The organism is Streptomyces sp. CA-250714 (assembly GCF_050936705.1).
Taxonomy (GTDB): domain Bacteria; phylum Actinomycetota; class Actinomycetes; order Streptomycetales; family Streptomycetaceae; genus Streptomyces.
The window spans coordinates 3,183,169-3,206,574 of the sequence record NZ_JBNJMI010000002.1 but is presented as its reverse complement, the minus strand read 5'-3'; the positions used below and the strand labels follow the sequence as shown (position 1 = coordinate 3,206,574).

The following is a 23,406-nucleotide window of genomic DNA, read 5'->3' as shown; positions in this document are numbered from 1 at the left end:
GCAGCCGTCGAATCGTCACGCCCGACGCCCTCAATCGCCATCGGCGCTGTTGGTGCGCACCAATCCGAGTGCACCTAAAGCTGCCGGGACGAGGGGCATCAGAGCGGCTGTGATGCTACGTCGCTGGGTGCGTCATAGCGGTCTTACCGTCTGAGCCTGCGGCCCCTTTTGCCCTTGGCCGATCTCGAACTCGACCCTCTGCTTCTCTTCCAGGGTTCGGTAGCCGTTGGTCTGGATCTCGCTGTAGTGCACGAAGACGTCTACCCCTCCGCTGTCAGGGGAGATGAATCCGAACCCCTTCTCGGCGTTATACCACTTCACCGTTCCTCGAACAGCCATCGACTCGCTCCGTCGCATCCGATGCCCACTGCCTCGCTCGGCACGTCTCGCGAGTCGAGTACCGCGGACAAGACTGCGATCAGGCATCCCCTGCCAGGTTGTCACGGAATCCGCCTGAATGAGTGAGCTGCGCTGCGGGAGGTGAACCAGGGTGCCTGTCCACCGGAGTGCGGTCGAGGATCTGTCCGCTCTCGTCCGCGACCTGTGCCCGGACGCCGAAGCACGGCTACCGTGCATCATCGCTGGCAACCCACCACAGCCCTGTGACACTCCGGCATCAATCGCCGACCACATCGTAAGTCCCCGAGGGGACTGACCCGCTGGTGGCGTGCTGCCCGCCACCAGCGGGCCTCATCCCGACCGCGACGGGCGTAGGCCGGACAGCGACCGCCACCCCTCGCTCTCGTTCCCGCTGTCAGACCGTATGGCAGCCGAAGACCGCCACTCACCTCTTCCCCTTGCATCACCTGTCCGAGGAAGGCCGGCATGAACTTCACCGAAGGCGACCGCATCGAGCTGGTTCACACCACCGACCCACACACCCGACTCGAACCGGGAGACCTGGGAACCGTTCGCCGCTACGACCCGACGCTCGACCACCTCTACGTCGACTGGGACAGCGGATCCCGCCTCACCCTGCTCCCCGGCGCGGGAGACCGCGCCCGCCACGCTCCAGGCCCACTGTCCGTTCAGGGTGGGTGTCGCTATCGCCGGTGAGGCGGGGCCGGAAGAAAGAAGCAGCCGAGGCGGGGATACGACAGATACCGCAAGATCACTCAATAAGGCGAGAAGCTCCCTTTTCGGATCAGGTGCAGGTTGCGGAGAGGCATCCTGATCGTCCTGTTTACGCAGATACCGTTTGAAGGGGACCTCTCGCCCATGCGCAAACGCAGCACCGCACTGTGTCTGTCGTCTTTCCTGGCCATCGCTGCCCTGTCAGCCGGTGCCGCCCCGGCTGCCGTGTCGGCTCCGGCAGGCGCCGCAGCCCCTGCTTCTGCGCTGAGCTCATCCTGCCGGGTCACGGCAAAAGCGGCGGTGGTGCGTGCCAAGCCGAGCAAGGGGTCGGCCAAGGTCGGTATTGCCCACCGGGGTGATCGCTGCGTCGAGTACGGCTACGACAAGTCGCTGCGCTGGGTCAAGGTGAGGATCAAGAAGAGCGGTGTCACAGGGTGGGTGCGTCACTCACTCGTGGACACCAACCAACACGCCGCTTCCCGCCCGCAGTAGGCGCCGACAGCCTCATCAGCCCATTGGCGTCTCTCAAGCTCGTTCGACCGTCGCCCGCCCCGGCTGAGGGGGCAGGCGACGGTCGGGATGGGCTACTGGGGCCGGTGGGCGAAGACCCACTGCGAGGAGTTGAGCATCTTCTCCACCGACCATCCGCTGCGGTGCAGACGGTCGGCGAGGCAGTCGAGCGCGGGGCCGTGCCATGCGTCGTCGCGCCGGATGATCCGGCCGCCTTCCAGCCAGTAGACGGCGACGCGGTTGCCCTCGCGGGGGACGACCATGTATCCGCGTACGCCGCGTTCGGTCTCGGTGGGTTCGTTCACGTCGTGGTGGTCGGTGAGGTGGGCGGGCTTGAGTCCGGCCAGCGCTTCGCGGGCGGCGCGCACGTTCGGGTGGGTGGCGTCGGCCGGGGTGCTGCCCTCAGTGGTCCCCTCATGTTCGACGATGACGCCCTCGATGACACGGGGCTCGGCGGCGGCCTGTTGCCCGCCGTAGCGGGCGCGTTCGGCGGCTTGGCGGGCGTCCATCTCGGCTCGGTAGGTGGCCCGGTCGGCATCGGCCTGGGCCTTGATGCGGGCGAGGGCGGCGGGCTCCGGGCTCATGCGGACCCGGACCGGCTCGACGGGTGCCTCGCGGGGGAACGAAGACCCCTGCTCGCCGATCCACTCGCCGCGCCACGTTCCGTCGCTGGCCTCGGCCTTGGACACCAACTCGGCGGCCTGCTGAGCCTCGGCCTCTTCGGCGGCCTGCTCAGCGGTGAGTTCTTCTGGCCGACTGCTGGCGATCACGCGCCAGGTCGTGGTTGCCCTTGCGGCACCCGGCGCGCGGACGTAGATGATCTCGATCATGTCGGTCCGGACGAGGTCCAGTTCGACGGCCGTCTCGACCATGCCCTCGCAGTAGTCCTTGGGGAGGGGGCTGGTCGCGGTGCCGTTGATGCACAAGGCGTAGTAGGTGTCCACTTCGGCGACCTGTTCGGTGCCGGTCTCCTCGACGGTCTCGGCGACCTCGACCGCGGTGGTGCAACTGCGGGCAGAGGCACGCTGCTCGGTGGTGGGGTCGGCGGCCTCGGCCTTGGCGCATGCCTTGCAGAGGCGGACGGCGATGCCGGTGTTGGGGGTGTGCTGGAGTTCGCGTCCGCAGTAGCTGGTGTGGGTGCCGGGCCGGGCGTAGTGGCCGGTGTTGCTGTAGCCGTGTGCGTAGGTGTCCAAGGGTGGTGCTCCCGTGTCGGTCGTGGGCGAGGTCCACGGCGGTTCGCTTGCCTGTCGTCGTTCCGCAAGCGGTGTGAAGCCGGTTGAGAAACAGGGGGTGCCGAACAACGTCGGCGCCCCCGGGTGCGGCCCTCGCTGTCTGCAGCCGGTCCGTGGCCGGGCAGAGCCGGGGGCCACGGCATGGCGGCGGTGGCACACACCGCGTGCGGACGCGGGCCACCGCTGCCAACTGAGGGGCGGTCAGTTGGGGGTACTGCTGGGGGTGTCGCTCTGGGGCGGGATGTACTGGTAGCGGCGGGGGCTCTCGCTGACCTGCTGGGCGATGCCGTCCTTGGTCAGCGTGACGAGGCTGTTGGCGATGGCGCCGGAACTCCGCTCGACGTGGCGGCTGATCGCGGTGGCGGTGAACGCCTCGTCGGGGCGGGCGGCCAGAAAGGCGATGACCATCTCCCGCAGGGCCCCCGGGCGCAGCCTGCCGCTGTCGGTGACGGTGTCGGACGGGCGCACGTGTCCGCACGTGGGGCAGGGCTTCCCCGGCTCAGGCGCGCTGCGTGTGATGTCCGCAGGCGGCTGGGGATCGCGTGCTACGGAGGCCGGTTCGCCGGTTGTCGCAACGGCCTCGGACGGGGGCTGCGGGCTCTGCGGCGCGGGTGCACCTTCCCCGGACTGGGGAGCGGTGGACTGGGCATCGCGCGGCGCCGCGTCGGAGTGCTCCTCGGGCGGATTGCCTGTCGGGTCAGGGTCCGGGTTCGAAGTGTGTGCTGGCTGGTCCTGCTGGGGTGCGGGTTCGGCGCACTCATCCGGCTGCACCTCGGGGTCCGAGGCTGGGCTCTGCGGTGCTCCCGCCTCCGCGTCGGTGGCAGGGTGCGCTTCCGCCGATGCGCCGCTGTCCGGGCTGGAGTCCGTCGACTTGGTCTTGGTCTCTTCCTCTTCCGCGCTGGCGGTCTCGGGCGCGGCGGTCTCCGGCTCGGGTGCGGTTGCCTGGTCGGGGAGCGGGTGCACCTGGCCGGGTGCGGTGTCGGGGTGCGGGTGCCAGAGGTCCGGGGTGGCCTTGCCGGGTGTGGGGTCGCCCTTTACGCGTAGGGCGATTCGCTGGCCTTCCAGCGTGGCGAGGGCCTTGCCTGCGGTTGAGCGGCCGAGTCCGGCGGCGACGGCGAGGGCGGCGGCGCTGGATCCGGGATGGTCGGTGAGGGCCTGGAAGATCTGGGCGCGGGTGCCTGTCAACGTGCTGGTGTCGGTGAGCGGGCGGGTGCGGTCGGTCTGCTTTGTGCTGTCTGTCATGAGGGAACCTCAATCGCTGCGTGTTGCGGTGGTTGGGGTCCCCGGCCGGGGTGCGGCCCCGGGTGCACGGTGGGTGCGGTGTGGGGTCGCGGGCGTGCGGGCCGCATGTGCGGTGCGGTTGGTCCCGCTTTGCCGACGACCATGGACGCTCGACACCCCGCACCCTGTCAAGCGGCATCACCCCAGGTCAGAAGAGTCCTGAGAAGGTCCTATGGGTGCAGTAGGGGGTGGGGTGGGTGCGGTCGGGTGCACTGTGTCCAGGTGGGTGCGCAGCGCGCGGGCGCGGTCTTGGCCCAGGTGCAGTGCCCGGCGCAGGTACCGGATGCTGGCCGGGCGGCCCGTGCGTTGCTGTACGGCTGCGTCTAGGGCGCGTGCGCGGGCGAACAGTTCGTCGCTGATGACGGGTGCACCCTGGTGGTGGCCGTCGACCGGGCCCGGGGCCGGGGGCGCGGTTTCGTCTCGCGCGGGTTCAGGGGCGGCGTCGGCGGGGTGCGTACCGGCCACAGGGGACCTTTGGGGCTGTTGTTGCGTTGTGGTGAGGATCTTGCGGTAGGCGGCGATGGTTTCGGCCAGGCCGGTCAGCAGGAGGCAGGGGGCGAGGTGGAGGAGGACGGCGGCTGGGTCGGCGTTGCTGGGCCAGCCGACCTTCCCGTTGGGCCATAGCGAGCCCCAGGTGTTCATGGCGGCGGCCGTGGTTCCGGCCCACCAGCGCAGGGCGGTGGACCAGGCGGGCGGGGTCAGTCCCCAGGAGGCGAGGCGTGCGTCGGCGTACAGCACGATGGCCAGGGTGAGGGCGAGCATCGGGTCGAGCAGGACGGCGATGCCTAGGGGTACGCCGCGGGCGGTGGCGAAGAGGGTGACGTTGACGGCGGTGAAGGCCAGTGCGAGCACCCCGACAGCGCACAGCGCCCTTGTGAGATCACGCAACAGCTGCTCGGCTTCTTCGGACAGCGTTGGTGGGGGAGTGGACGACCGGCGGCTCATCGATGGCCTCCGCCCAGGGCGGGTCGGGTGGCGGCGTAGAAGTCGTGGCCGGCGTATTTGTAGGACTCGAAACGTACGGTGGTGCCCGGCTTGGGCGCGTGGATCATCCGGCCGCCCTTGGCGTAGAGGCCAACGTGGTGGAGGTTCCCGGGACGCCCGTAGAAGACGAGGTCTCCGGGCCTCAGCGGGCTGCCCGAGGGCACTTTGCGGGTGGCCCGGTACTGCTCCTCGGCCGTACGAGGCAAAGTGATTCCGGCAGCCGCGTAGGCGGCTTTGGTCAGGCCCGAGCAGTCGAAGCCCCCGTCCCGTCTTCCGTCGCCGCCCCATACGTAGCGGACGCCGAGCTGTGAGCGTGCATAGGCGAGGGCCTTGCCCGCGGCTCCTCCACCAGCAGGGGAGGAACCGTACCGCCGGGCGGTGCGGAGGACTTTGCGTACGTACCAGTCGGCGTGGTTGTAGGCGAAGAGTGCACCGCGCAGGTCTTTCCCGTCCTTGGCGCCGTTCGCGCACAGCATCCTCGCGGCGGCGTAGACGGCATCGACCGGATCCCACGGTGTCGGTGGCTTCTCACCTCCGGGCGGTACGGGGCGGCTGTACTGGCGGAAGGTGGCCTGGAGAAACTGCATGGGGCCGAACGCGCCCGCGCTGGAGCGCATGGTGGGGTGCCGTCCGTGGTTGGACTCGACTTTTCCGATTGCCGCCAGGATGGTCCACGACAGGCCGGGGCATTCGGGAGCGGCTCTCTGGTAGAGGGCCAGGTAAGCCGGTGGGATGTCCTTCTTCGCGTACTTGCTGGGCAGCTCGAAGCCGGAGGCTGCTGCTGCGGCCCCTCCGTCGCCAAGTTCGGTGGTCAGTGCGGCGCCTCCCACGAGGGTGAGCAGGAGGAGGAAGAAGATGCCGCCGAGTGCGGCGCCGAGGGCTTTGGTCATTGGCGAGGTGCCGGATCGGTGGGCGGCAGTGGTGACACGGGGAGGGTGAGGGGGGAGTCGGCTTCGCTGGCTTCTGCTTTGTAGGCCGGCGTCAGGTCCGGCCAGCGGGAGGTGAGGGCGGCGAGTTCGGTGCGCCGGGCTGGTGGATCGAGGGGCAGCCACCATCGGCCCCAGGGGGTGTTGGTGGTGAAGTCGGCTGACGCGGTGGCGACGCGCAGGTTGAGGGTGCGGGCCGGTTCGGTGAGCCGTCGTCGCAGGGCTGTCTCTCGGGAGGCGGTGCGGGTGTGGATGAGCAGGGCTGGTCGGGCGCCGGTGGCGGCGGTAAATGCGGCGTAGGAGGCAAGTTTGGCCTCGACGCGGGACAGTTGTTCGCTGCCGGTGTCGTATTCGAGGAAGAAGGGCACCTCCCGCCAGCCGTCGTCGTACCAGTGGGCGTAGGCGTCGGGGTGGACGAGGTCGCCCCAGCGGCGGACGCACGAGCGTGCGGACAGCCAGAGCGTCAGGCGTGCCTGTGTCGTGTGGGCGTGTGCGGTGAGGAGGGTGAGGAGTTCGTTGGTGCCCAGGTCGTGGCCGAGGGTGGGGGAGTAGGCGATGCGGCCGGTGTGGGAGGGGCGCCATCCCATCTCGGCGGTGTCGCAGCCTGCTTGGGCGGCGAGGAGGGCGGCTCCGGCGGGGCCGAGGGTGTAGTGCTCGGGGCCTGAGCCGCTTTGTACCAGGGGGCGGAAGGAGTCCAGGAGCGCGTACTCGTAGAGGGTGCGCAGGCGGCGTTGGGCGGTGCGCGGGGAGGGGAAGGCGAGGCGCGTGATCTGTCGTGTGGTCAGTACGCGGTGTTCGTGCAGCATCCAGGCGAGCCACTGGTCGCGGTCGGTGATCCGGTGCACGAGGGGGGTCAGATTGACGTGGTGGGGCTGGCGGGTCGGCCGGGCGCGGGAGAACGCGGCGCGGGCGGTGTAGCGGGATCCGGGGCCGTGCGAGGAGCGGGGAAGCGCGGGCGACATACGGGGGTTCACCACCAGAAGGTCAGCGATCAAGTGCGAGGAAGAGGGCGGCGCTGGCTGTGCCGGGGGTGCGGAGGAACTGCGGCATGCGAGGCCGCGTGGGTCGGCAGGGCGCGTCAGGGGGCGGTGGGGGCGCGGCGTGGGGAACCGGTGCGGGTAGCGGCGGCAGTGCGGAGGTCGACTGCGCGGCCGGGGACGGGAGGTGAGAGGGGGCGGGTGGTGAGGGTGAAGGCGGCGGTTTCCGCGCCGTCGGTCAGCAGGCGTGCGGCGGCCTGGTAGGGGCCCAGGTGTGCGAGATCGTGGGCGGTGAGGGTGGGTGCGACGTGGCGTTCAAGGTGGTGGGCGTCTTCGGGTGAGGCGTTGAAGTAGATCTTGTTGCGGGCGTTGGCGGAGATGCCTTCGCGCAGGTCGCGGGGGAGCTGGGCGAGGTTTTGGTGGGCGAGAGTGAGGGCGAGGCGGTAGCCGCGGGCTTCAGCGAGCATGTCTTCGAGGGGGTAGGGGAGAGTGAGGAAGTTGTGGCACTCATCCATGTGCAGGGCGGCGTCGATGCGCTGGTGTTCGGGGGTTCGGGTGCGTGCTGCGGCGGCTTGCCAGACTCCGGCGACGAGGAAGGAGCCCAGCAGCCGTGCGGTCTCTTCTCCCAGGGCTCCTTTGGGCAGGCGGGCGAGGAGGATGCCGCCGTCCAGGACGTCATCGAGGTTGAAGGTGGAGGCGCCGGCGGCGATGGCACGCCGGGCGAAGTCGCGCAGCAGGAAGGCGCGGAGCTTGTTCTGGAGAGGGCCGATGACGGCGGCCCTGGAGGGTTCGGAGAGCTGTTCGTACCAGGCCCAGAAGCCGCGCAGGACGGGGTCTTTGAGCTGGGGGATCATCCGCAGCCGGTAGGCGGGCTCACCCAGGAGGCGGGGGATGTCGGCGAGGGTGACCAACTGTCGGCTTGTGCGGGCGTGCTTGAGCAGGGTCAGGCAGGCGGCGCGCATGACGTCATCGGTGCGCGGTCCCCAGAAGGCGGTGAAGATGCGGCGGAAGATGCCGGTGATGTTGTCGACGACGACGTCGATGTCGTCGCCGTCGAGCACGTTCAGGCACGGTGGGGCGTGGGAGTCGTCCGGGTCGATGAGGACGAGTCGGTCCGCGCAGGTATCGGGAAGCCGGGCCAGGAGATCGGTGACCAGATCACCCTTGGGGTCGATGACCAGCGCGCCTCGATGGTTGCGGACGTCATCGAGAACCAGGTTCGCGATCAGCGTCGACTTCCCCGAACCGGTTGCGCCCATCAGGTGCAGGTGCTGGCGGGCATCGGGTACCGCCAGGCCGACAGCGCGTCGCGCTCCGGCATCGGAGCGGCCCAGCGGCTTGACCCCCGCCCCGGGCTGCGGGCTCGGGATGGTGGGCGGCGGAAGGACGGAGCGGGCTCCGGCACGTTGGAGGCCGGGGGCGTCCGGGTCGGTGGGGAGGTGGGCGAGCGTGGCGAGTTCGGGGACGGACAGCAACCGGACTCGTCCCGGCGCGAAGTGGCGCGCGTTGAGCGGGGGTGCGGGCCGTGGCAGGCGGGTGCGGTTGAGCCAGTTGCGTTCCGCGAACAACCCGAACGCGGACGCCAGCGCGTGCGCGCGGCCCCGCGTTGATTCCTCCGACTTGTGGCTCTTCGGATGCGCGGTCGCCGCGTAGGCAACGCTGACGCACCACTGCGGACCGGCAGCCAGTTTCGCCCCGGCCTGACGTACAGCGGCCGGGTGGTCGGCGTCCTGCCGGTCCCCCGTGCCGTGCTGCGGGCGGTGGGCCAGCCACGCGGATGCGGCCGGAATGCGGGCCGGGCCGCCGTTTCCTGCCTTCATGCGTCGGGCGGTTCGCCGGGCCCGGCGCAGGGCGGCTCCGGTGGCGGGCCGGGCGAGGATTTGGACCGCTGCGCTTTCGTGTTCTCCCATGCCGGTTGCGGCTTGCAGGAGTGCGCGGAGCGGATCGCTGGCATGGCTGGTGCGTAGCGGAAGGACCTCGGGGCGTGCCAGGCGCAGCCGTCCGCCGGTGGCGATGTGATCAGTGGGAACGAGAGGGCCAGGTGGTGAGACGGTGGTGTGGGCGCCGGGCCAGGCGGCCTCGACTGCGTTGCGGACAAGGGCGAGCGGGATGCTGCCGGGGACCCAGAGGCGGACGGTCATCCCGGTGGCATTCCACATGTATTCGAAGCCCAGGTGCGGCTGGCCGTGCAGCAGCCGTTGCCACCACGGGCGCAGGAGCCCCGACAGCTGCGCCCACAGGACCTCGCCGCCCTTCTCGGGAACATGCGGCGGGGCGAGGACGGTGACGCAGTGAGCGTCTTCGGTGATCTGTCGTTGTCGGTGGCTCTGCCAGCGGTAGCGGGCGTGGACGGCCAGGGTGATGGTCAGAAGGATGGCGGGGAGAAGGACCGGGGCGTGGGCCTGCCACAGGCCGCTCACCGTGCTGGCCAGGGAAGACCAGGCGGAGGTGGGGTCGGTCAGGAAGTCAACGAGCGGGCCGTGGGGGTGCGGGGCGGGGGAGGTCACGCGTCTTCTTCCATTTCGGCAAGGGCCAGCTCTGCGGGGTTGGTGGTGATGACGTCGTGTTCTTCGGGGGCGGCCACGGACAGCAGCGCGACTTTGTGCCGCTCCCCGCTCTGGAGGAGGGCTTCGCCTTGCTGGGCGGAGAGCAGGAATTCGCGTTCGCCGTGGGAGAGGTGGAAGGTGGTGGCGATGCCGTCGATGGCCTGGGTGGACTGGCCGAGCAGGAGCTGGGTGGCGGCGTTGGAGACCACCGCGCGGCCGAGCTGGGTGGAAAGGACGTCCTCGACGTCCTGGGTGACGACGGCGAGTCCGGTCCAGTGTTTGCGGAAGGACTTGGCGGCGCGGTAGAGGAAGCGGGCGCCTTCGCCTTTCCGCATCAGCAGCCACGCCTCATCCACCACGACCAGTTGGCGGCACGGCAGCGTACGGCTGGTCACGCGGCGCCAGATGGCGTCGAGCGTGAGCATCATTGCTGGGGCGTGTACTTCGTCGGTGAGCTGGCGCAGGGCGAAGACCAGCAGGTGCCCGTCGGCCGGTGTGGTGGTGGGCCCGTTGAACAAGTCCGCGTGCGAGCCGGTGGTGTAGGGGACCAGTCGCGCAGCCAGGTCAGCGGCCGTCTCGCTGCCGTCTTCTTCAAGGACACTGGCCAGATCGCCGAGGATGGGTGCCGTTCGTTTCCACGTGCGCCGGTCATGGGTGATGCCCGCACGCCGGTACACGGCCAGTAGGGCCCGGTCCAGGGCGGCTTTTTGTGGTGCGGTCAGGTCGGTGGCGAAGAGCACGGACAGGAAGCTGTGCAGGAACAGCAGCCTGCGCGTGAGCACATCACCCCCCGTCTCCCGGTCAGCGGCGTTCCTGTCGGCTTCGTCGGTGTTGTTGTCGGTGGTGGGCAGGTCGAGGGGGTTGAGGCGGACGCCGTCTGCGCCCAGCCGGACGACACGTCCACCGACAGTGTCGGCCAGGCGCACGTACTCGTCCTCGGGGTCGATGACGGCGGCCTGCACGCCGGTGAACAGCAGCCGAAGCAGTTCGAGTTTGGTGGCGTAGGACTTACCTGCGCCGGAGCGCGCGAGGGTGATGGAGTTGTAGTTCTCCTGGGCGAAGCGGTCGTAGATGACCGGGGCGCCGGAGGCACAGTTGAGGCCGTAGAGCACGCCGGTGGGCGCGCTGCCATCGCGCGGGGCGGGCAGGTCGGGGCTGGTGAACGGGAAGCACGCGGCGAGCGATGCGGTATCGAAGGTGCGGCGGATACCGAGGGCGTCGATGCCGAAGGGGAGCGTTGCCAGCCAGGCCGGCAGCGCACGGAAGGTGGCCGGAGCGGTATGGAGCAGCAGCGAACTCGCGACTGCTTGAACGGCTGCGACCTCCTCCTCCAGAGCGGCCACGTCGGGGGCGTGGACGGTCAGGTAGAGCGCGACGCGGAAGAGCTTCCCCTGCCCACGAGCCACCACGTAGGCGAGTTCGGCGGCGTCCTGCGCGGCAGCCTCCGCCTCCGGGTCATCGATCTGGCCCTTGCCGAAGCTGGTGCGGCGGGAGGCTTCCAGCCGGGCCCGCTGCTTCTTCAGCCGCTCGGCTGCGACAGGGCCGGGGACCGGCTCGATGTGGAAGGCGGCATCGAGGCGGCCGGGGTAGTTCAGCAGCGGGTCGAGCCATCCCGGTGCCACCTCGGCCGGGTAGCCGGCCACCACCAGGGTGGCGGTCAGGTGGGAGCCGATGCCGAGCATCCGGGCGCGAACCTGGAGGGCATCGGGCCCGGGAATCTCCAGCAGGCCGCGGGCGGAAAGTTCAGGCGGACGGGAGCGCCAGCGCTTCAGCAAGAGACCGTCTCCTTGCGGTGGTGGGGCATGTCGGGGTTGCAGGCGTCGGCGAATTCCTCGACCACCCGGTCCGCATCGAGCGCCGTGACGTCGATTTCGGCCACGGCCAAGGCGCGCTGCGTCTCGTGCACGCGCTGGCACACCCGCCCGCCCGAAGTGGCATGAGGCTCCCGCGCGATGACTAGATGGCGGCGGGCGGTCAGATCCCGTGTCGCGGCGAGCTGTTCGAGGTAGTCGGCGTGGGCGCGGGCTGCCGTCTCCAGCGCCGGGTGCGGGAGCGTGGGAGCGCCCTCGCGGAGGGAGGCGGCCATGGGTGCCAGTTCGACGCGGTGGGTGGTGAGCAGGATCTGTACCGGCCCGGTCAGCGAGTTGAGCCAGCGGCCGAACCCGCTGGTGAGCGCGTTTTGCTCGGCGCCGGTCCGCAGCCCAAAGTTGACCGTGGAACAGGAGGCCAGTGCCGCACGCCCGTCAGCCCCAAGATCGACAATCCCCATCTCATCGACGCCTTCGGCAGGTACGGCGATCGGACAGGGCGCAGGACCGGCAGCGCGCCGGAGGCGACGCGGCACAAACTCCGGCAGGGAAGGGATTCCTTCCGGGGCGGGCACCTGCCGCTTGGGGGTACGGGCGAAGGCGAGCGCAGCGAGTAGGAACCGGTCAAGGCCGATTCCCTCCCGGCGGCCCGCCACAAGCGCGGTCACCACCCCGGCCACCGGGGTGGTCATCGCGAGGAAGGCGAGGGCAGTCATGTAGGGGCGCAGCAGCCACCACAGCCCGTACAACAGCAGGGCAACGGCTGCCAGCTGGGCCGTCTGCCTCGCGGTGAACGGCCCGAGGACGCGGTCGGGCCGCTCGACATCGGCGGGGATGCGTACCGCCTCGACGTGTTCGTCGTCGGTGGTGGGCATGGCCGGTCACGCTCCTTATGGGGGCTGGTGGTGGGGCGGTTCCAAAGGAAGCTGGAGGGGTATCGGCCGGCCAGGCGGCAGCGCACGACGAGGCGGAGCCGGAGGCAGCGGACGCGGGGTTACCGAAGAGCGAGGCGCGTTACGTTGTGGCGCTGGCGTGGGGGCCGAAGGCCCCGTCGAGCGGGTCGGCGACAGGGGCGGGCCAAGTGGCCCGGTTGCCGAAGCGGGCCGTCCCGCACCCGGGGACAGACCACTCGATGCCTGTCCCACCTTTCCGCTGCCGGACGTCCCGGCGGAGCGCGGGTTGCCTGTTGGCCTCGCGGCGTGCGGAGCCGGGTTGGGCGGTGTGCGCCGTGGGGTGCCCCACTGGAGCGTGACCTTCGGAGCACTCGGGCCAGCCCCCGCCCTGCCCGCACCCGGGTTCGCCCCCCGGCTCCCGGGTCCACGTGCGCTGCCAGCCCCGGGCCCCGGCCTGTGGCCCGTGCTTCCCGGGCCGGGTGCCCCGGGCCCGCTGCCACCGCCTGCACTTGGCCCGCCGCGAGGCCGTCCACCGGATGGTGAAGTCCTCGGCCCCGGAGGGCCACCGCCCGGAGGGGACGGGCCGCCCCATGGGGGTGGGACCGGTCCGGGGCCTCCGGGGCGGCCGGCACCTCCCGTAGGGCCGATTCCGGCTCGGGGGCGTAGCCCTCCCGGCCCGCCTGCGCGGGCGCCGCCGCGTGCCATGAGGCCGGGTGCGTACTGGCGCAGCAGCATCAGCATGGCGATGTTCCGCGCCATCCGCACCGGTGCGGGAGTGTGCGGGGGTGGGATGCCGAGTGCGCGGAAGGCGGCGCGCATGCACCATCCGGGCAGTTTGAACAGCACCCAGAACAGGGCGATGCCCGCCAGCATCGTCCCCAGCTTGTTGAGCTTCGGAAAGCCGAGAAGTGTCGAGTCGGGGGCGAAGAACAGCTTCAGCGAACTGATGAGAACCAGGGACTGGAGCACCTGGATGCCCAGGGCTGCGGCAAGGGCCCGCCACCACATCTTCGCCACAGGATCGGTTGTGGGGTGGGCGTGGCAGGCGAGCGCGAGGGGCGCACCCACGGTCAGCAGTGCGATGGCGCCGACCCGCAGCAGGTAGCCGATCAGCACTGCCAGGACCATGGCCAGGAAACACAGTTCCAGAATGACGACGTACAACGTCACATGGGCGGTACCGCCGTAGACCGCGAACGGGATCGCGCGCTCCACCAGCCCCTTGCCCGCGTCCGAGAGGTCTGTCTGCGCGATGGCGCGAGATAGCGCGTTGGCCAGCGCGATCGCTTTGCCCACCACGGGCAGGGAGATGGCTGCGGTGCTCAGGCCGAGCACGAGGCGCGGCGCGATCTGTTTGAGGGCGTGGCGTGTCTGCACCGTCTCGTGCCCCATGACGGTGACCCCGCCGAACAGGACGAACAGCACGTAGACCGCTGTCGCCGTTACGAGGGAGGAGCGCCACAGCCGCTTCACGTCCGGATGGGTAGTCATGTCCGGAGTGGCCAGCAGCGTGTCGGCGAGCAACTGCCGCACCGGCTTGAGGAGCTGCTCCACCAGGGAGCCCAGCAGTGAGGTGATCGCGTCGCTGATCATTCCGGGGAAGTCGAGCAGGTCGCCGAATTCCCAGTCCTTCTGCGGAGTGCACTCCCGTCCCTCGGCCTCGCACGCTGGCGGAGTCGGACCCGGAGTCGGTTCCGGCGGTTTGGGTTTTGGTACGACGCGGCCGGGCTCTAGTGGCGGCCGGGTGGGTGCCGGAGTGGGGCCCGGCTTCGGGTCCGGCCTGGAAGGCTTCGCATCGGGCGACGGCGCCACCGGCGCCGGAGCCGGTGCAGGGGCGGGCGCCGGGTCCTGTGGAGCTGCCGCAGCGGAGCTTCCCGGCCCGGCGCACAGCGCGAGCCCGCAGAATGCCAGGAGCAGCAGGCGGGGCAACCGTCGGTGGGGGTTCACTGTCAGATTCCCAGGATGCCCTTGAGGACCTCGACAATGACCGGCGCAAGAATCGCCAAGCCGTAGCCGCTGCCCGAAGCCTTCAGCGCCTTCTTAGCTGCCTCGACTTCGGCTGCATCCCCGCCGGCCATCAGGTACCGCAGGCCGCCCAGCGTCAGGAACAAGGTGGCAAGACCGGCGAGGATCCCCACGATCCAGTTCCGTAGATTGTCGACCACCGTCGGGATCGACGCCGGGTGAGGCGCCCTGCCCGCCGCAACCGCCTCCACAGTGAGCATCAGCCACACGGCAACCAGGACAGTGGCCAGCGTGGCCAACCGCGTGACGCGTTCCTGGAAGGCGAGCACTTCACCGCGAGAGAGGCGAACGCGAGGGTGTGGCCGGGGACGTTCGATCACATGCATGCAGGCGTACCTCCCTCGGGCATGAGCCGCCCGGGATGCTGTGGATGGACACAAACGGAGAAAAAGCGGCGGTGTTGCCGAAGTGCCGGGGCGGCCTTCGCCCCAGGCGCCGAACCCCCTTCAACGGCGGTCGGCGGACGGAGACTTCTCGGGTGTCAGCGCGAGACGTCCCGCCCCGGCACTTCAGCGGCTACCTCCCCGAACCTGCACAAGCCGGGCTCCGGGAGGGACGGCCATCACCTTTGGGTGGGCCAGGTGATGTGCCGTCATGGAGGGATAGAGCGCCCGGAGAACGTTGTTGCCGTCGCCGAGCCGGAGATCCCCCGTGCGGGCTATACCTCGTATGCCTGTTGCCGCAGATAGGCGGCGAGATGGGCCTCGGCTGCCGCGCGGTGCCGGTAGAGGGTGCGCCAGGCGAGCCCGCGTTGCTGGGCGATGTCCTTGACCGACTTCTTCCCCAAGCGGGTCAGCGCGATCAGCTGCGCTTCTTGCGCTTTGAGTGCTCCCGCCTGCACGGCTGCGGCCAGCACTGCGTACTCATCGCGCTCCTCACCGCCGTCAGGGATGTTGCGGTCTTCGATATCGGGCCTGGCAGGCGAGGGGGTGTCGGGGCGGATGGCCACAGGCCACTCGTGCCTCTCCTGCTTGCGGGCGGAGTAGATGAGCCGGTGGATCTCGCGGTCAGCAGCGTTGAAGAGCGCCCGTTGCGGTTCAGGGTGATCGTCTGTCAGCAAGGGCAGCGTGGTGGCGACTGCGGCCAGTGCCGTCTGCTCCAGGTCCGCTCGCTCCAGGCTCTGGGGAAGCTGCTGTCGGCGCAGCATCCGGCGCAGGACCGGGATGGTCATGCCCACCGCAACCAGCGGCCACGGCTCTGGCAGCTTCTGGGCCCGGCGCACCACCTCGAACCAGATGAGTGCCCGCTGACCTGCCGCTGTTCCTGGATGCGCGAGCCGGGCCCGCACCCGGTCCACCGGCCAGTTGCCCTTCGCCCGGCCGTCTTCCAACAGCACGGGCATGGTGAGCGGGCGAGCAGCCGCCGCCCCGAGTGCGAGGAATGTCTCGTCCAGTTCCCCGAGCGGTGAGCGGCTCTCATCAGCTTTCGCACCAGCAGGGGTTGGGAAGACGCGGTGCATGAGCACCTCCGTGAGTCGTGGGTTGGCTTGTGGCGCCACGACTCCCAGCCGCCCGGACCACTCGCGTGCCATGCCCGGTCAGGCGCCGAGCCACTGGCTCGGCTGTTGCCCGCCGTGTGCGAGGGCCGCACCATGGCCTGTCCCCTGAGCAGCCTCTGAGCGGTAACCCGCAGGGCGGAATCGAACACAAAGAAATCCACGACGACGTCACCGGCCTCCCCTGTGACGGAACCGGCTGGTCCGGTACTGGCTCGCAGGTGGCTTGCTACTGGCTCGCCTCCGCACCCACCTGCACAAACACTCCTCAGTGCAGGAAGGAGACCCGGGGATCCACCCGGGTATCCCCGGCGTGAACGGTGCATATCAACTCGCTCGAACGAGCCGCCACCGGTGGCAACAACGCGCCCGGAGTTGTCTTTCTCTTACGTCAGCACGAGAACGGAACCTTCGACCGGGCGCCGCTGCCCATGCGCCACCACACCAGGTCCACAGCACCCCAGCCAGCCGCCGACCGCACATCACCGCTTCCGGCCACGGTCTGGCTCCCACCCGCCGACGAACCCCACCCGGCCCCGGCCGACGACCAGGTCCTGCCGCCGTGGGCCATCGAAAGGATTTGCACCCAGATCATCCCCCGCCCCGGCGACCTCCCCAGCCCACTGCTCCGCGTCCGCATCAACGAAACAGGCGAGGTCGACAGCGGCCCCTCTCTGGACGCACGCGCCCGCATCACCAGCTACCCGCGTGAGGACGGAGCGGAGCTCCCGCTTCCGCCCCTGCTGCTCGCCGAATTCCACCCCGACACCCTCCGTGTGCCCGGAGACGCGGCCCTGGCTGCTCTCAGCGAGCCCCTGCCGGCCCCGCAGGATGCCTGGCCGGGCTTCTTCTACCGGGCTCACCGCCTCCTCCCCCCAGAGGGAATCCTGCTCGTCGCTACCCGCCAGCAGCGCGACGAGGGCCAGCTCACCGACCCACTCGGTGAACTGACCGCCAGCGCGCGTACCGCAGGGTTCTGCTACCTCCAGCACCTCGTCATCACCCACCTGCACCCCGACTCAGGGCGACTCCCCGCTCCCACAGACGACGACACAGCTGGCGGCCTCATCCACTCCGACCTCCTGCTCTTCTCCCCCAACACATCTGCCTGAACGGACCGGAGTCGTCACCATGCACCACCCCCACGGCCCGCACTATCAGCCCAAGCCGCTATCGGTGTGGTGGGACACCGCCCCCACCTCAGCCCCCGCCCAACGCAAAGCCCGCCACTACGTCCCCGGCAGCAACGCCCACCCCGCCAAGATGCTCCCCGCACTCGCCGCCCACGCCATCGCCACCTACACCAATCCCGGCGATCTCGTCCTCGACCCGATGTGCGGCATCGGCACCACCCTCGTCGAAGCCCAGCACCTTGGCCGCCAAGCAATCGGCATCGAGTACGAACCCCGCTGGGCACACCTGGCCGCACTCAACGCCGCTTCTGCCCAGCGGCAGGGCGCCACCGCTTCTGGCGAAGTGATCTGCGGAGACGCCCTACAGATGAGCCGCCTCATCCCCTCCGAGCACCATGGCCGCGTCGCCATGGTCCTGACCTCACCGCCTTACGGGCCGAGCGCACACGGTCGCGTGCGCGCAAGCCGGGAAAGCGGCAAACCAGGCGTCACTAAGTGGAATTACAGCTACAGCGAGGACCCCACCAACCTCGCACATAGCTCCACGGATCAGCTCCTCGCCGCCTTCACCCGCATCCTGCACGAATGCTGCGGCATCCTCCGCCCCGGCGGCACCGTGGTGGTCATCGTGCGCCCCTGGCGCGAACACGGCGAACTCATTGATCTTCCTGCCGCTGTACTACACGCCGGGAAGAAAGCAGGGCTCAACCCCGCCGAGCACAACATCGCACTCCTCGCAGGACTCCGCGACGGACAACTCATCCTGCGCCCGTCGTTCTTCCAAATGAAGAACACCCGGGATGCCCGCAGGCGCGGAGTCCCTCTCCACCTCATCGCCCACGAAGACGTCCTCGTCTTCCGCAAACCCAAGCCCCCGGACGCCGCTGCCCTGCCCGAAGCTCCTCAACCGCTCCGGCGTCAGCGCTGCTATGGCCGACGGCAACCCTCTCCGCACCGTGCCATGCGCAATGGGTACGCGTCGGGACGCCGACTGACAACTGCTCGTGCATTTCATCGCTCAGCACATAAGGGGTGGGTGCGTTGAATGCCCCGGTGAAGGTGTCCCGCACAAGGGTGCTTTCACCACCCGCTCCTTACCTGCCGCAGCGTTAGACCTCCCTCGGGATCATCCGCTCGGAAGGCCGCGGGCCTGGGCTCGAGCGCCCAGGCCCGACTCGGGAAGTTCACTCAGTCCATACCAGAGAGCCACTTCGTGCGCGTGCTCCGAAGGCTCACAGAGATCGCGGGTCCCGGTGGAAATGAACGGTGATGACATCAAAGTGTCGGCGACTGAGTCGAACGGACGTCGCCAGCTCCGCTCTTATCCGACTCGGAGCTACGGTCAGCGTGAATCCAGTAATTCGTCTGTTCCTGATGTGAAATTCGAAGTCATGCCCGCAAACGGGGAGGAGGCAGAAGCTCTTCGAAATCTTCAGGGGCAAGTCATGTTGGAGGTCATGCAATGGATCGTGCAGCGTCGTCGGGAACTCACCCAGCGCAACTCCTCTCAGCTTCGCAGAAGCCGCCTGACGCTGGAGCCGGAAACAAGGCAACACGATCCCCTGCACTGACTCGCCTGCTATTCCTTGGACGCACTTCCACAGAGGACAAGCAAGACCCCACAATTTCTCTGCCCCGGCAAGTGCGCTCGTGCCAGAACGTGCTGCCCCCCGGTGTCGTCATCATCGGCTTCTACTACGACGTCGAATCCGGGCGCAAGGATCTTGCCGCACGGGGACACGGCCGAGGTCACGAGCGTTTCGCCATCCCCGTTCCACGCGACGGTGGCATCCAAGACCTCCTTGCCTTGGCTGAATCGGGGACGCGGCACTTTGACGCGGTGATCTGCGAGTCCATCGAACGGGTAGCACGCCGGACGTACTTCGGCACCCTCATCGAGCATCGGCTTGAGGCGGTGGGTGTACCGCTGCTGGCCGCGGACGAGCCCATCAACTTCGGTGGCTCGCGCACCAAGAAGGCCACCCAGGTCCTGACGCGCCGTGTAAAGCAAGGCGTGGCTGAGTGGTACGTCCTGGAGATGCTTGAGAAGGCTTGGGGCGGTTTCGAGGAGCACACCGCCCAGGGCTACAACATCGGCAAACCTCCATACGGCTACCTTGCCGATCGCATTCCCCATCCAGTTCCTGCCCGCCGCAGCGAGGGTAAGACAAAGACCCGACTCATTCCCGACCCGCTACGCGCGCCAGTCGTCCGCAAGATCTTCGAATGGCGCGTGGTCGAACGGCTCAGCCGCGCGGCCATCGCTGACCGTCTCAATGAAGACTTGACGATCAACCCTCCGCCCGAACCACCAGACCCTTCACGAAGGGTCGGTCGGTGGACGGACTCCAGCGTGCGAGATGTCCTCACCAATCCGAAGCACACCGGACACATGGTGTGGAACCGGCGGGCCATGAAGACGCGAAGTGGTGCAGTCAATCCCGTCGAAGAGTGGGTATGGTCCCCCCAGTCAACCCACCCGGCGCTGGTGTCGCTGGACATGTTCGTCCGCGCCCAGTCAGCCGAACGAAAGCGCACACGCACAGGCTCCGGCGTAAATACAGCCCATCCCCAAGCCGCACGAACCTATGCGTTGCGCACCTATCTGTTCTGCACCCTCTGCGACCGCCGCATGTTCGGAAAAGCTCGGCGCAACCGTGAATTTTACGTCTGCGCCCCAAAGCCGGAAAACATTCCGCCAGAGCACCCTAAGAGCTTGTGGATCAAGGAGGCGTATCTCCTGGAGCCTCTCAGTGAATTCTTCGCTGAAAGAATCTTCGGCGTTGACCGCCGGGACGTACTGGTTAAGGCGCTGCCGGAAGCCGACAACAATGAGGCACGTCAGCACAAAGAGCGGGAGAAGGCTCTACATAACGTCTTGCAGAACCTCAGACAACGACGGGACCGCCAGTTCCACGCTCTCGAACTCGCAGACAACGCCGACCGTCGATTCGTCCAGGGAATCCAGGCACGGGTCGCCGAGCTCGATGACGAGATCCGCACCAAGGAGGCAGAGATCAACGCTCACCGGCGTGCGGCGCCTGTCACGCAGGACCCATACCTCGTCGATGCTCTCCCCGTGGGGCGGTGTGAGATCGCGACGCTGCCAGACGCGCTGCGCCGCCGGATGTTCGAAGCGTTCCGGTTGCAGATCCACTACGACCACCGCACCCGCACGGCCCGCTGCCGGGTGGTGCTCCACGCTGACACGATCGACGCAACGGCCCGCATCGCCGAACAAGCGATGCGGGCCGTTCGCGCAGACGGGACAGCGTTTCCCATCTGTGGCGTGCCCCCGGCAGGATTCGAACCTGCGACACCCGCTTTAGGAGAGCGGTGCTCTATCCCCTGAGCTACGGAGGCGCGCGGATGCTGGTGATCCGCGCGCCTAGCCTAGCGGATGGGGGATCGGCGTCGGCAACGTCGTTGTGGCGTCAGTAGCGCAGGCCGTGGCCGAAGGGGTAGAGGGAGCGGTCGGGGTTGTCGAGGGTGGGGATGGGGGCGGGGAGTTTGCCGCGGGGGGCGACCTCGCCGTAGAGGACGCGGGCGAGGGCCGTCATGGAGGGTGTGCCGTAGTTGTAGGTCGCCAGGTAGGCGGGGACGTCGGGGAAGCGGCGGATGTCGAAGGGCAGGCGGACGCCCGCCACGATCACCCGGCGGCCCGTGGCGACCAGGGAGTCGATCAGCTGGGCCTGGGCGACGCCGTCCTCCTTGCCTGCTGCGGCTGCATTGGCGAGGACGACTGTGACGTCGTGGGAGCGGGCTGCGTCCGTCGCCTCCTTGATCTTGGACGTGTCCGGTTTGCTGCCGGTCTCCAGCGTCGTCGTCCGCTGGCCGCGCCGTTCGCCGATGGCGCGCGCCAGGGCGGCGAGGGGGGCGGTGCCCCAGCCGGTGACGAGGACGGTGGCGGCGGTGCGGGGGAGCGGGAGAGCACCGTTCTCGTTCCGGATCAGGGTGACGGTCCGCTCGGTGATCTGCCGGGCCTGCGACAGGTGCCGTCCGCTGCCGACGATCCGCGCGGCACGCCGCTCGCTCACGTACGGCGAGGGGAACAGCCCTCGCCGCAGCTTGTGTTCGAGGATGCGGAGTACGGACGCGTCCAGCCGCTCCTGGGGGATCGCACCGGAGCGAACAGCGTCGCGCACGGCGCCGAACGCCACCTCCAGTTTCGGGGCCAGCACCAGTTGGTCGCAGCCGGCCTGGAAGGCGCGTACGGGTGCGACGTCGGGCGGGAAGTCCGCCGTGGCGCCACCCATGTCCAGGGCGTCGGTCGCGATGACGCCTGTGAAGCCCAGTTCGTCGCGCAGCAGTCCGGTCACGATCGGCCGCGACATGGTCGCGGGCACCCTGGAGGGGTCCAGAGACGGCACGACAATGTGCGCTGTCATGATCGTGTCGACTCCGTGCCGGATGGCCGCGCGGAACGGCGGCAGGTCGATACGGTCGAGCTCGGCCCGGGTGTGCGTGATCTCCGGGAGCCCGGTGTGACTGTCGACGTCCGTGTCGCCGTGCCCGGGGAAGTGCTTGGCCGCGCTGGCGACGCCGCCTCGGTGGTAGCCGCGTACGGCGGTGGAGACGAACCGGGCGCACAGCTGCGTGTCCGACCCGAACGAGCGAACGCCGATCACGGGGTTGGCCGGGTTGATGTTGACGTCCGCGACAGGCGCGTAGTTCTGGTTGATGCCGACAGCGGCAAGCTCCGTTCCGATGAGCTCGGCACTGTCGTAGACGTCGCGCGTGGAGCGCGTCGCGGCCAGCGCCATGTTGCCCGGCAGCTGGGTGGCGGGCTCCAGCATCCGGTAGACGACGCTGCCGCCCTCCTGGTCGATGGAGACGAGCAGCGGTACCCGCGCACCGGTGCGTACGGCGGCGCGCTGGAGCTCGTTGGACAGGCGCGCAATCTGCCGCGGCTCGCGGACGTTGTCAGGGCCCCGACGGGCGTCGAAGTAGATGACGCCGCCCGGACGGTACTTACGGACCACTTCGGCCGCTGTCGGAACGCCGTACAGCTTGCGGTTTCCGGCGTGCTCCGTATCCGCGGTCTGGCCGTAGATCTCGATGACGAACAGCTGCCCGACCTTCTCCTCGAGACTCATCCGGCGCAGCAGAGCCGCTGCCCGGGCACGGACGGCCGAGGAGGAGAGGCTCCTCGACGCGCCGGCCGGTGAGCCGGAGAGGCCGGAGACGGGAGCGGAAGGCGAGTCGGGCAGCTTGCCGGACAGCGAGTCGGACAGGGAGGGAGTCGCGGAGCGGACGGCGTGTGCGGCGGCCGACGCCGAGGAGGCCGTGATGCCGAGCGCTGCCGCGGTGCTCGCCGCCGCGGCGATGACGTGCCTGCGAGAGGTGGGCTGCTGGTGCATCGGAACGCTCCTCACATGTGTGGGTGGAGCACGTGGAGCACGTGGTCATGTGGGGGTCACCGCTGGATGCCACAGCATCGTCCCAGCGTGGCGGCGGATCGGACCAGACGCCGCGCGGGACTTCATGGGTCCAGTCCAGTGGCGCCCGGCACGCGCCTGCCAGGCGGGGCCTGCTCGCGGGCAGGCGCCCCCTCACTCCTCGGCAAGGCCCGCGTTGAGCGCACGTGTGAGCCGGACCACCCGCTCGGCCTGTACGCGGGCCGCCTTCAGGGCGGTGCCGTCGACCGGCTGTCGGCCCTGCGCGTCCGTGTGGGAGGTGCCGTAGGGGTTGCCGTCCTCGAACTTGGAGGCGTCGGTGTAGCCGGGCGGAACGATGATGCCGCCGAAGTGACAGGCGGAGTGGTACAGCGCCAGCAAGGTGCTCTCCTGCCCGCCGTGCGGGGTGGCGGACGAGGTGAATCCGCTGTAGACCTTGTCGGCCAGCCGCCCCTCCGCCCATAGCGGGCCGAGGGCGTCGAGGTACTGCTTCAGCTGCGAGGCGACGTTGCCGTAGCGGGTGGGAGTGCCCAGGAACGCCGCGTCCGCCCAGTCGATGTCGTCCGGAGCGGCCTCGGGGATGTCGGCGGTCTCGCGCGCGTTCGCGGCCCAGGCGGGGTTTGAGTCGATGGCCGACTGGGGGGCCAGTTCCCGTGCACGGCGCAACCGGACCTCGGCGCCGGCCTTCTCCGCCGTGTCGGCGATCTCCTTGGCGAGGGTGGCGACGGTCCCGGTCGCGGAGTAGTAGATGACCGCGACCTTCACGTGGGTGGCCTTGGCGGAATTGGACATTGCCGCTCCGTTCCTCTGCTGGGGCCGTGTGTCTCTGTGCGGGGTGCGTACGTGTCTGGTGCGGGGCCGTGCGTCTGCAGCCGTGCAGGGCTGTGTGTCTGTGTGACGACTGAGGTTTGTGAGGTGAGGTGAGTCACAGTCGTCAGGGGAAATAACCGGGGAGCGCGTCCCCGTTTACGTAGGCGTCTCCACCAAACGGGGACTCGGTCCCCGGATGGCGGACCACAGCACCACCTCTGGTGCCACCAAAGCACCGCCGTAATGCCACCCACATACGACGCACTGCACGACCGCACACGCACTCGCCGACACCGCTGTCGGCCCAGTACCCCGA

At 69.1% G+C, this 23,406-nt stretch carries 21 protein-coding genes, 1 tRNA gene and 1 pseudogene; 6 read left to right on the top strand and 17 right to left on the bottom strand.

The window, feature by feature from the left end; genetic code table 11:
• Nucleotides 1-132 precede the first annotated feature (132 nt).
• Nucleotides 133-339, bottom strand: coding sequence for a cold-shock protein (locus ACQEU8_RS33205; RefSeq protein ID WP_433107724.1), 207 nt, complete (start codon nucleotides 337-339; stop codon nucleotides 133-135).
• A 486-nt stretch (nucleotides 340-825) separates the two neighbouring features.
• Between ACQEU8_RS33205 and ACQEU8_RS33200 the strand changes: the two genes are divergently transcribed.
• On the top strand, nucleotides 826-1,056 hold the full coding sequence (locus ACQEU8_RS33200) for a DUF4314 domain-containing protein (RefSeq protein WP_433107722.1): 231 nt from the start codon (nucleotides 826-828) through the stop codon (nucleotides 1,054-1,056).
• Nucleotides 1,057-1,218: 162 nt separating this feature from the next.
• Nucleotides 1,219-1,566 carry an SH3 domain-containing protein gene (locus ACQEU8_RS33195; RefSeq protein WP_433107720.1) on the top strand — a complete coding sequence of 116 codons (348 nt, stop codon included), beginning with the start codon at nucleotides 1,219-1,221 and terminating at the stop codon, nucleotides 1,564-1,566.
• Nucleotides 1,567-1,658: 92 nt separating this feature from the next.
• On the opposite strand, the gene ACQEU8_RS33190 is transcribed toward ACQEU8_RS33195, so the two are convergent.
• From ACQEU8_RS33190 to ACQEU8_RS33140, 11 genes are all read right to left on the bottom strand, one after another.
• Nucleotides 1,659-2,777, bottom strand: coding sequence for a hypothetical protein (locus ACQEU8_RS33190; protein ID WP_433107718.1), 1,119 nt, complete (start codon nucleotides 2,775-2,777; stop codon nucleotides 1,659-1,661).
• A 240-nt stretch (nucleotides 2,778-3,017) separates the two neighbouring features.
• Entirely contained in the window at nucleotides 3,018-4,058 is a 1,041-nt protein-coding gene (locus ACQEU8_RS33185) for a hypothetical protein (protein WP_433107716.1), read from the bottom strand.
• 177 nt (nucleotides 4,059-4,235) lie between these two features.
• The gene (locus ACQEU8_RS33180; protein WP_433107714.1) at nucleotides 4,236-4,985 is read right to left on the bottom strand and encodes a hypothetical protein; all 750 of its coding nucleotides are present in this window, start codon (nucleotides 4,983-4,985) and stop codon (nucleotides 4,236-4,238) included.
• Between the two features lie 53 nt (nucleotides 4,986-5,038).
• Entirely contained in the window at nucleotides 5,039-5,971 is a 933-nt protein-coding gene (locus ACQEU8_RS33175; protein ID WP_433107712.1) for an NlpC/P60 family protein, read from the bottom strand.
• Nucleotides 5,968-6,981 carry a replication-relaxation family protein gene (locus ACQEU8_RS33170; protein WP_433107710.1) on the bottom strand — a complete coding sequence of 338 codons (1,014 nt, stop codon included), beginning with the start codon at nucleotides 6,979-6,981 and terminating at the stop codon, nucleotides 5,968-5,970. Before ACQEU8_RS33170 ends, ACQEU8_RS33175 begins: the two co-directional genes overlap by 4 nt.
• Nucleotides 6,982-7,085: 104 nt before the next feature.
• The gene (locus ACQEU8_RS33165; RefSeq protein ID WP_433107708.1) at nucleotides 7,086-9,491 is read right to left on the bottom strand and encodes a type IV secretion system DNA-binding domain-containing protein; all 2,406 of its coding nucleotides are present in this window, start codon (nucleotides 9,489-9,491) and stop codon (nucleotides 7,086-7,088) included.
• Nucleotides 9,488-11,305: a VirB4 family type IV secretion system protein gene (locus ACQEU8_RS33160; protein ID WP_433107706.1), complete on the bottom strand. Its 1,818-nt coding sequence runs from the start codon at nucleotides 11,303-11,305 to the stop codon at nucleotides 9,488-9,490. The genes ACQEU8_RS33165 and ACQEU8_RS33160 overlap by 4 nt, the downstream gene beginning before the upstream one ends.
• Nucleotides 11,299-12,213, bottom strand: coding sequence for a PrgI family protein (locus ACQEU8_RS33155; RefSeq protein WP_433107704.1), 915 nt, complete (start codon nucleotides 12,211-12,213; stop codon nucleotides 11,299-11,301). Before ACQEU8_RS33155 ends, ACQEU8_RS33160 begins: the two co-directional genes overlap by 7 nt.
• A 15-nt stretch (nucleotides 12,214-12,228) precedes the next feature.
• Nucleotides 12,229-13,824: a hypothetical protein gene (locus tag ACQEU8_RS33150; protein WP_433107702.1), complete on the bottom strand. Its 1,596-nt coding sequence runs from the start codon at nucleotides 13,822-13,824 to the stop codon at nucleotides 12,229-12,231.
• A gap of 356 nt (nucleotides 13,825-14,180) precedes the next feature.
• Nucleotides 14,181-14,582 (bottom strand): pilin, encoded by a 402-nt coding sequence (locus ACQEU8_RS33145; RefSeq protein WP_433107700.1) that lies wholly within the window; start codon nucleotides 14,580-14,582, stop codon nucleotides 14,181-14,183.
• 332 nt (nucleotides 14,583-14,914) lie between these two features.
• Entirely contained in the window at nucleotides 14,915-15,715 is an 801-nt protein-coding gene (locus ACQEU8_RS33140; protein WP_433107698.1) for a hypothetical protein, read from the bottom strand.
• A 356-nt stretch (nucleotides 15,716-16,071) separates the two neighbouring features.
• Here ACQEU8_RS33140 and ACQEU8_RS33135 point away from each other — a divergent pair, with 356 nt between their 5' ends.
• From ACQEU8_RS33135 to ACQEU8_RS33125, 3 genes are all read left to right on the top strand, one after another.
• On the top strand, nucleotides 16,072-16,863 hold the full coding sequence (locus ACQEU8_RS33135; RefSeq protein ID WP_433107696.1) for a hypothetical protein: 792 nt from the start codon (nucleotides 16,072-16,074) through the stop codon (nucleotides 16,861-16,863).
• 19 nt (nucleotides 16,864-16,882) lie between these two features.
• On the top strand, nucleotides 16,883-17,929 hold the full coding sequence (locus ACQEU8_RS33130) for a TRM11 family SAM-dependent methyltransferase (protein WP_433107694.1): 1,047 nt from the start codon (nucleotides 16,883-16,885) through the stop codon (nucleotides 17,927-17,929).
• 208 nt (nucleotides 17,930-18,137) lie between these two features.
• A complete protein-coding gene (locus tag ACQEU8_RS33125; RefSeq protein WP_433107692.1) occupies nucleotides 18,138-18,455 on the top strand; it encodes a hypothetical protein in 318 nt (105 codons plus the stop codon).
• 8 nt (nucleotides 18,456-18,463) lie between these two features.
• On the opposite strand, the gene ACQEU8_RS33120 is transcribed toward ACQEU8_RS33125, so the two are convergent.
• A complete protein-coding gene (locus ACQEU8_RS33120; protein WP_433107690.1) occupies nucleotides 18,464-19,021 on the bottom strand; it encodes a hypothetical protein in 558 nt (185 codons plus the stop codon).
• Here ACQEU8_RS33120 and ACQEU8_RS33115 point away from each other — a divergent pair.
• Nucleotides 18,923-19,402 (top strand): annotated as a pseudogene (locus ACQEU8_RS33115) (recombinase family protein); the annotation flags it as partial. The gene ACQEU8_RS33120 and the pseudogene ACQEU8_RS33115 sit on opposite strands and share 99 nt — an antisense overlap.
• A 348-nt stretch (nucleotides 19,403-19,750) precedes the next feature.
• Here ACQEU8_RS33115 and ACQEU8_RS33110 read toward each other — a convergent pair.
• The 4 genes from ACQEU8_RS33110 to wrbA all read right to left on the bottom strand — a co-directional run bounded on the left by ACQEU8_RS33110 (nucleotide 19,751) and on the right by wrbA (nucleotide 23,072).
• Nucleotides 19,751-20,086, bottom strand: coding sequence for a hypothetical protein (locus tag ACQEU8_RS33110; protein ID WP_433107688.1), 336 nt, complete (start codon nucleotides 20,084-20,086; stop codon nucleotides 19,751-19,753).
• Nucleotides 20,087-20,174: 88 nt separating this feature from the next.
• Nucleotides 20,175-20,247 (bottom strand) — tRNA-Arg (locus tag ACQEU8_RS33105).
• Nucleotides 20,248-20,318: 71 nt separating this feature from the next.
• Nucleotides 20,319-22,244, bottom strand: coding sequence for a glycoside hydrolase family 3 protein (locus tag ACQEU8_RS33100; protein ID WP_433107686.1), 1,926 nt, complete (start codon nucleotides 22,242-22,244; stop codon nucleotides 20,319-20,321).
• Nucleotides 22,245-22,436: 192 nt separating this feature from the next.
• The gene (gene wrbA / locus ACQEU8_RS33095; protein ID WP_433107684.1) at nucleotides 22,437-23,072 is read right to left on the bottom strand and encodes an NAD(P)H:quinone oxidoreductase; all 636 of its coding nucleotides are present in this window, start codon (nucleotides 23,070-23,072) and stop codon (nucleotides 22,437-22,439) included.
• Nucleotides 23,073-23,406: the final 334 nt, after the last annotated feature.

Coding starts and splice junctions, on each gene's coding strand:
- ACQEU8_RS33205 (WP_433107724.1), bottom strand. CDS start 339: ATGGCTGTTCGAGGAACGGTGAAGTGGTATAACGCCGAGAAGGGGTTC.
- ACQEU8_RS33200 (WP_433107722.1), top strand. CDS start 826: ATGAACTTCACCGAAGGCGACCGCATCGAGCTGGTTCACACCACCGAC.
- ACQEU8_RS33195 (WP_433107720.1), top strand. CDS start 1,219: ATGCGCAAACGCAGCACCGCACTGTGTCTGTCGTCTTTCCTGGCCATC.
- ACQEU8_RS33185 (WP_433107716.1), bottom strand. CDS start 4,058: ATGACAGACAGCACAAAGCAGACCGACCGCACCCGCCCGCTCACCGAC.
- ACQEU8_RS33175 (WP_433107712.1), bottom strand. CDS start 5,971: ATGACCAAAGCCCTCGGCGCCGCACTCGGCGGCATCTTCTTCCTCCTC.
- ACQEU8_RS33155 (WP_433107704.1), bottom strand. CDS start 12,213: ATGCCCACCACCGACGACGAACACGTCGAGGCGGTACGCATCCCCGCC.
- ACQEU8_RS33150 (WP_433107702.1), bottom strand. CDS start 13,824: ATGATCAGCGACGCGATCACCTCACTGCTGGGCTCCCTGGTGGAGCAG.
- ACQEU8_RS33145 (WP_433107700.1), bottom strand. CDS start 14,582: ATGCATGTGATCGAACGTCCCCGGCCACACCCTCGCGTTCGCCTCTCT.
- ACQEU8_RS33140 (WP_433107698.1), bottom strand. CDS start 15,715: ATGCACCGCGTCTTCCCAACCCCTGCTGGTGCGAAAGCTGATGAGAGC.
- ACQEU8_RS33130 (WP_433107694.1), top strand. CDS start 16,883: ATGCACCACCCCCACGGCCCGCACTATCAGCCCAAGCCGCTATCGGTG.
- ACQEU8_RS33120 (WP_433107690.1), bottom strand. CDS start 19,021: ATGGGGAATGCGATCGGCAAGGTAGCCGTATGGAGGTTTGCCGATGTT.
- ACQEU8_RS33100 (WP_433107686.1), bottom strand. CDS start 22,244: ATGCACCAGCAGCCCACCTCTCGCAGGCACGTCATCGCCGCGGCGGCG.
- wrbA (WP_433107684.1), bottom strand. CDS start 23,072: ATGTCCAATTCCGCCAAGGCCACCCACGTGAAGGTCGCGGTCATCTAC.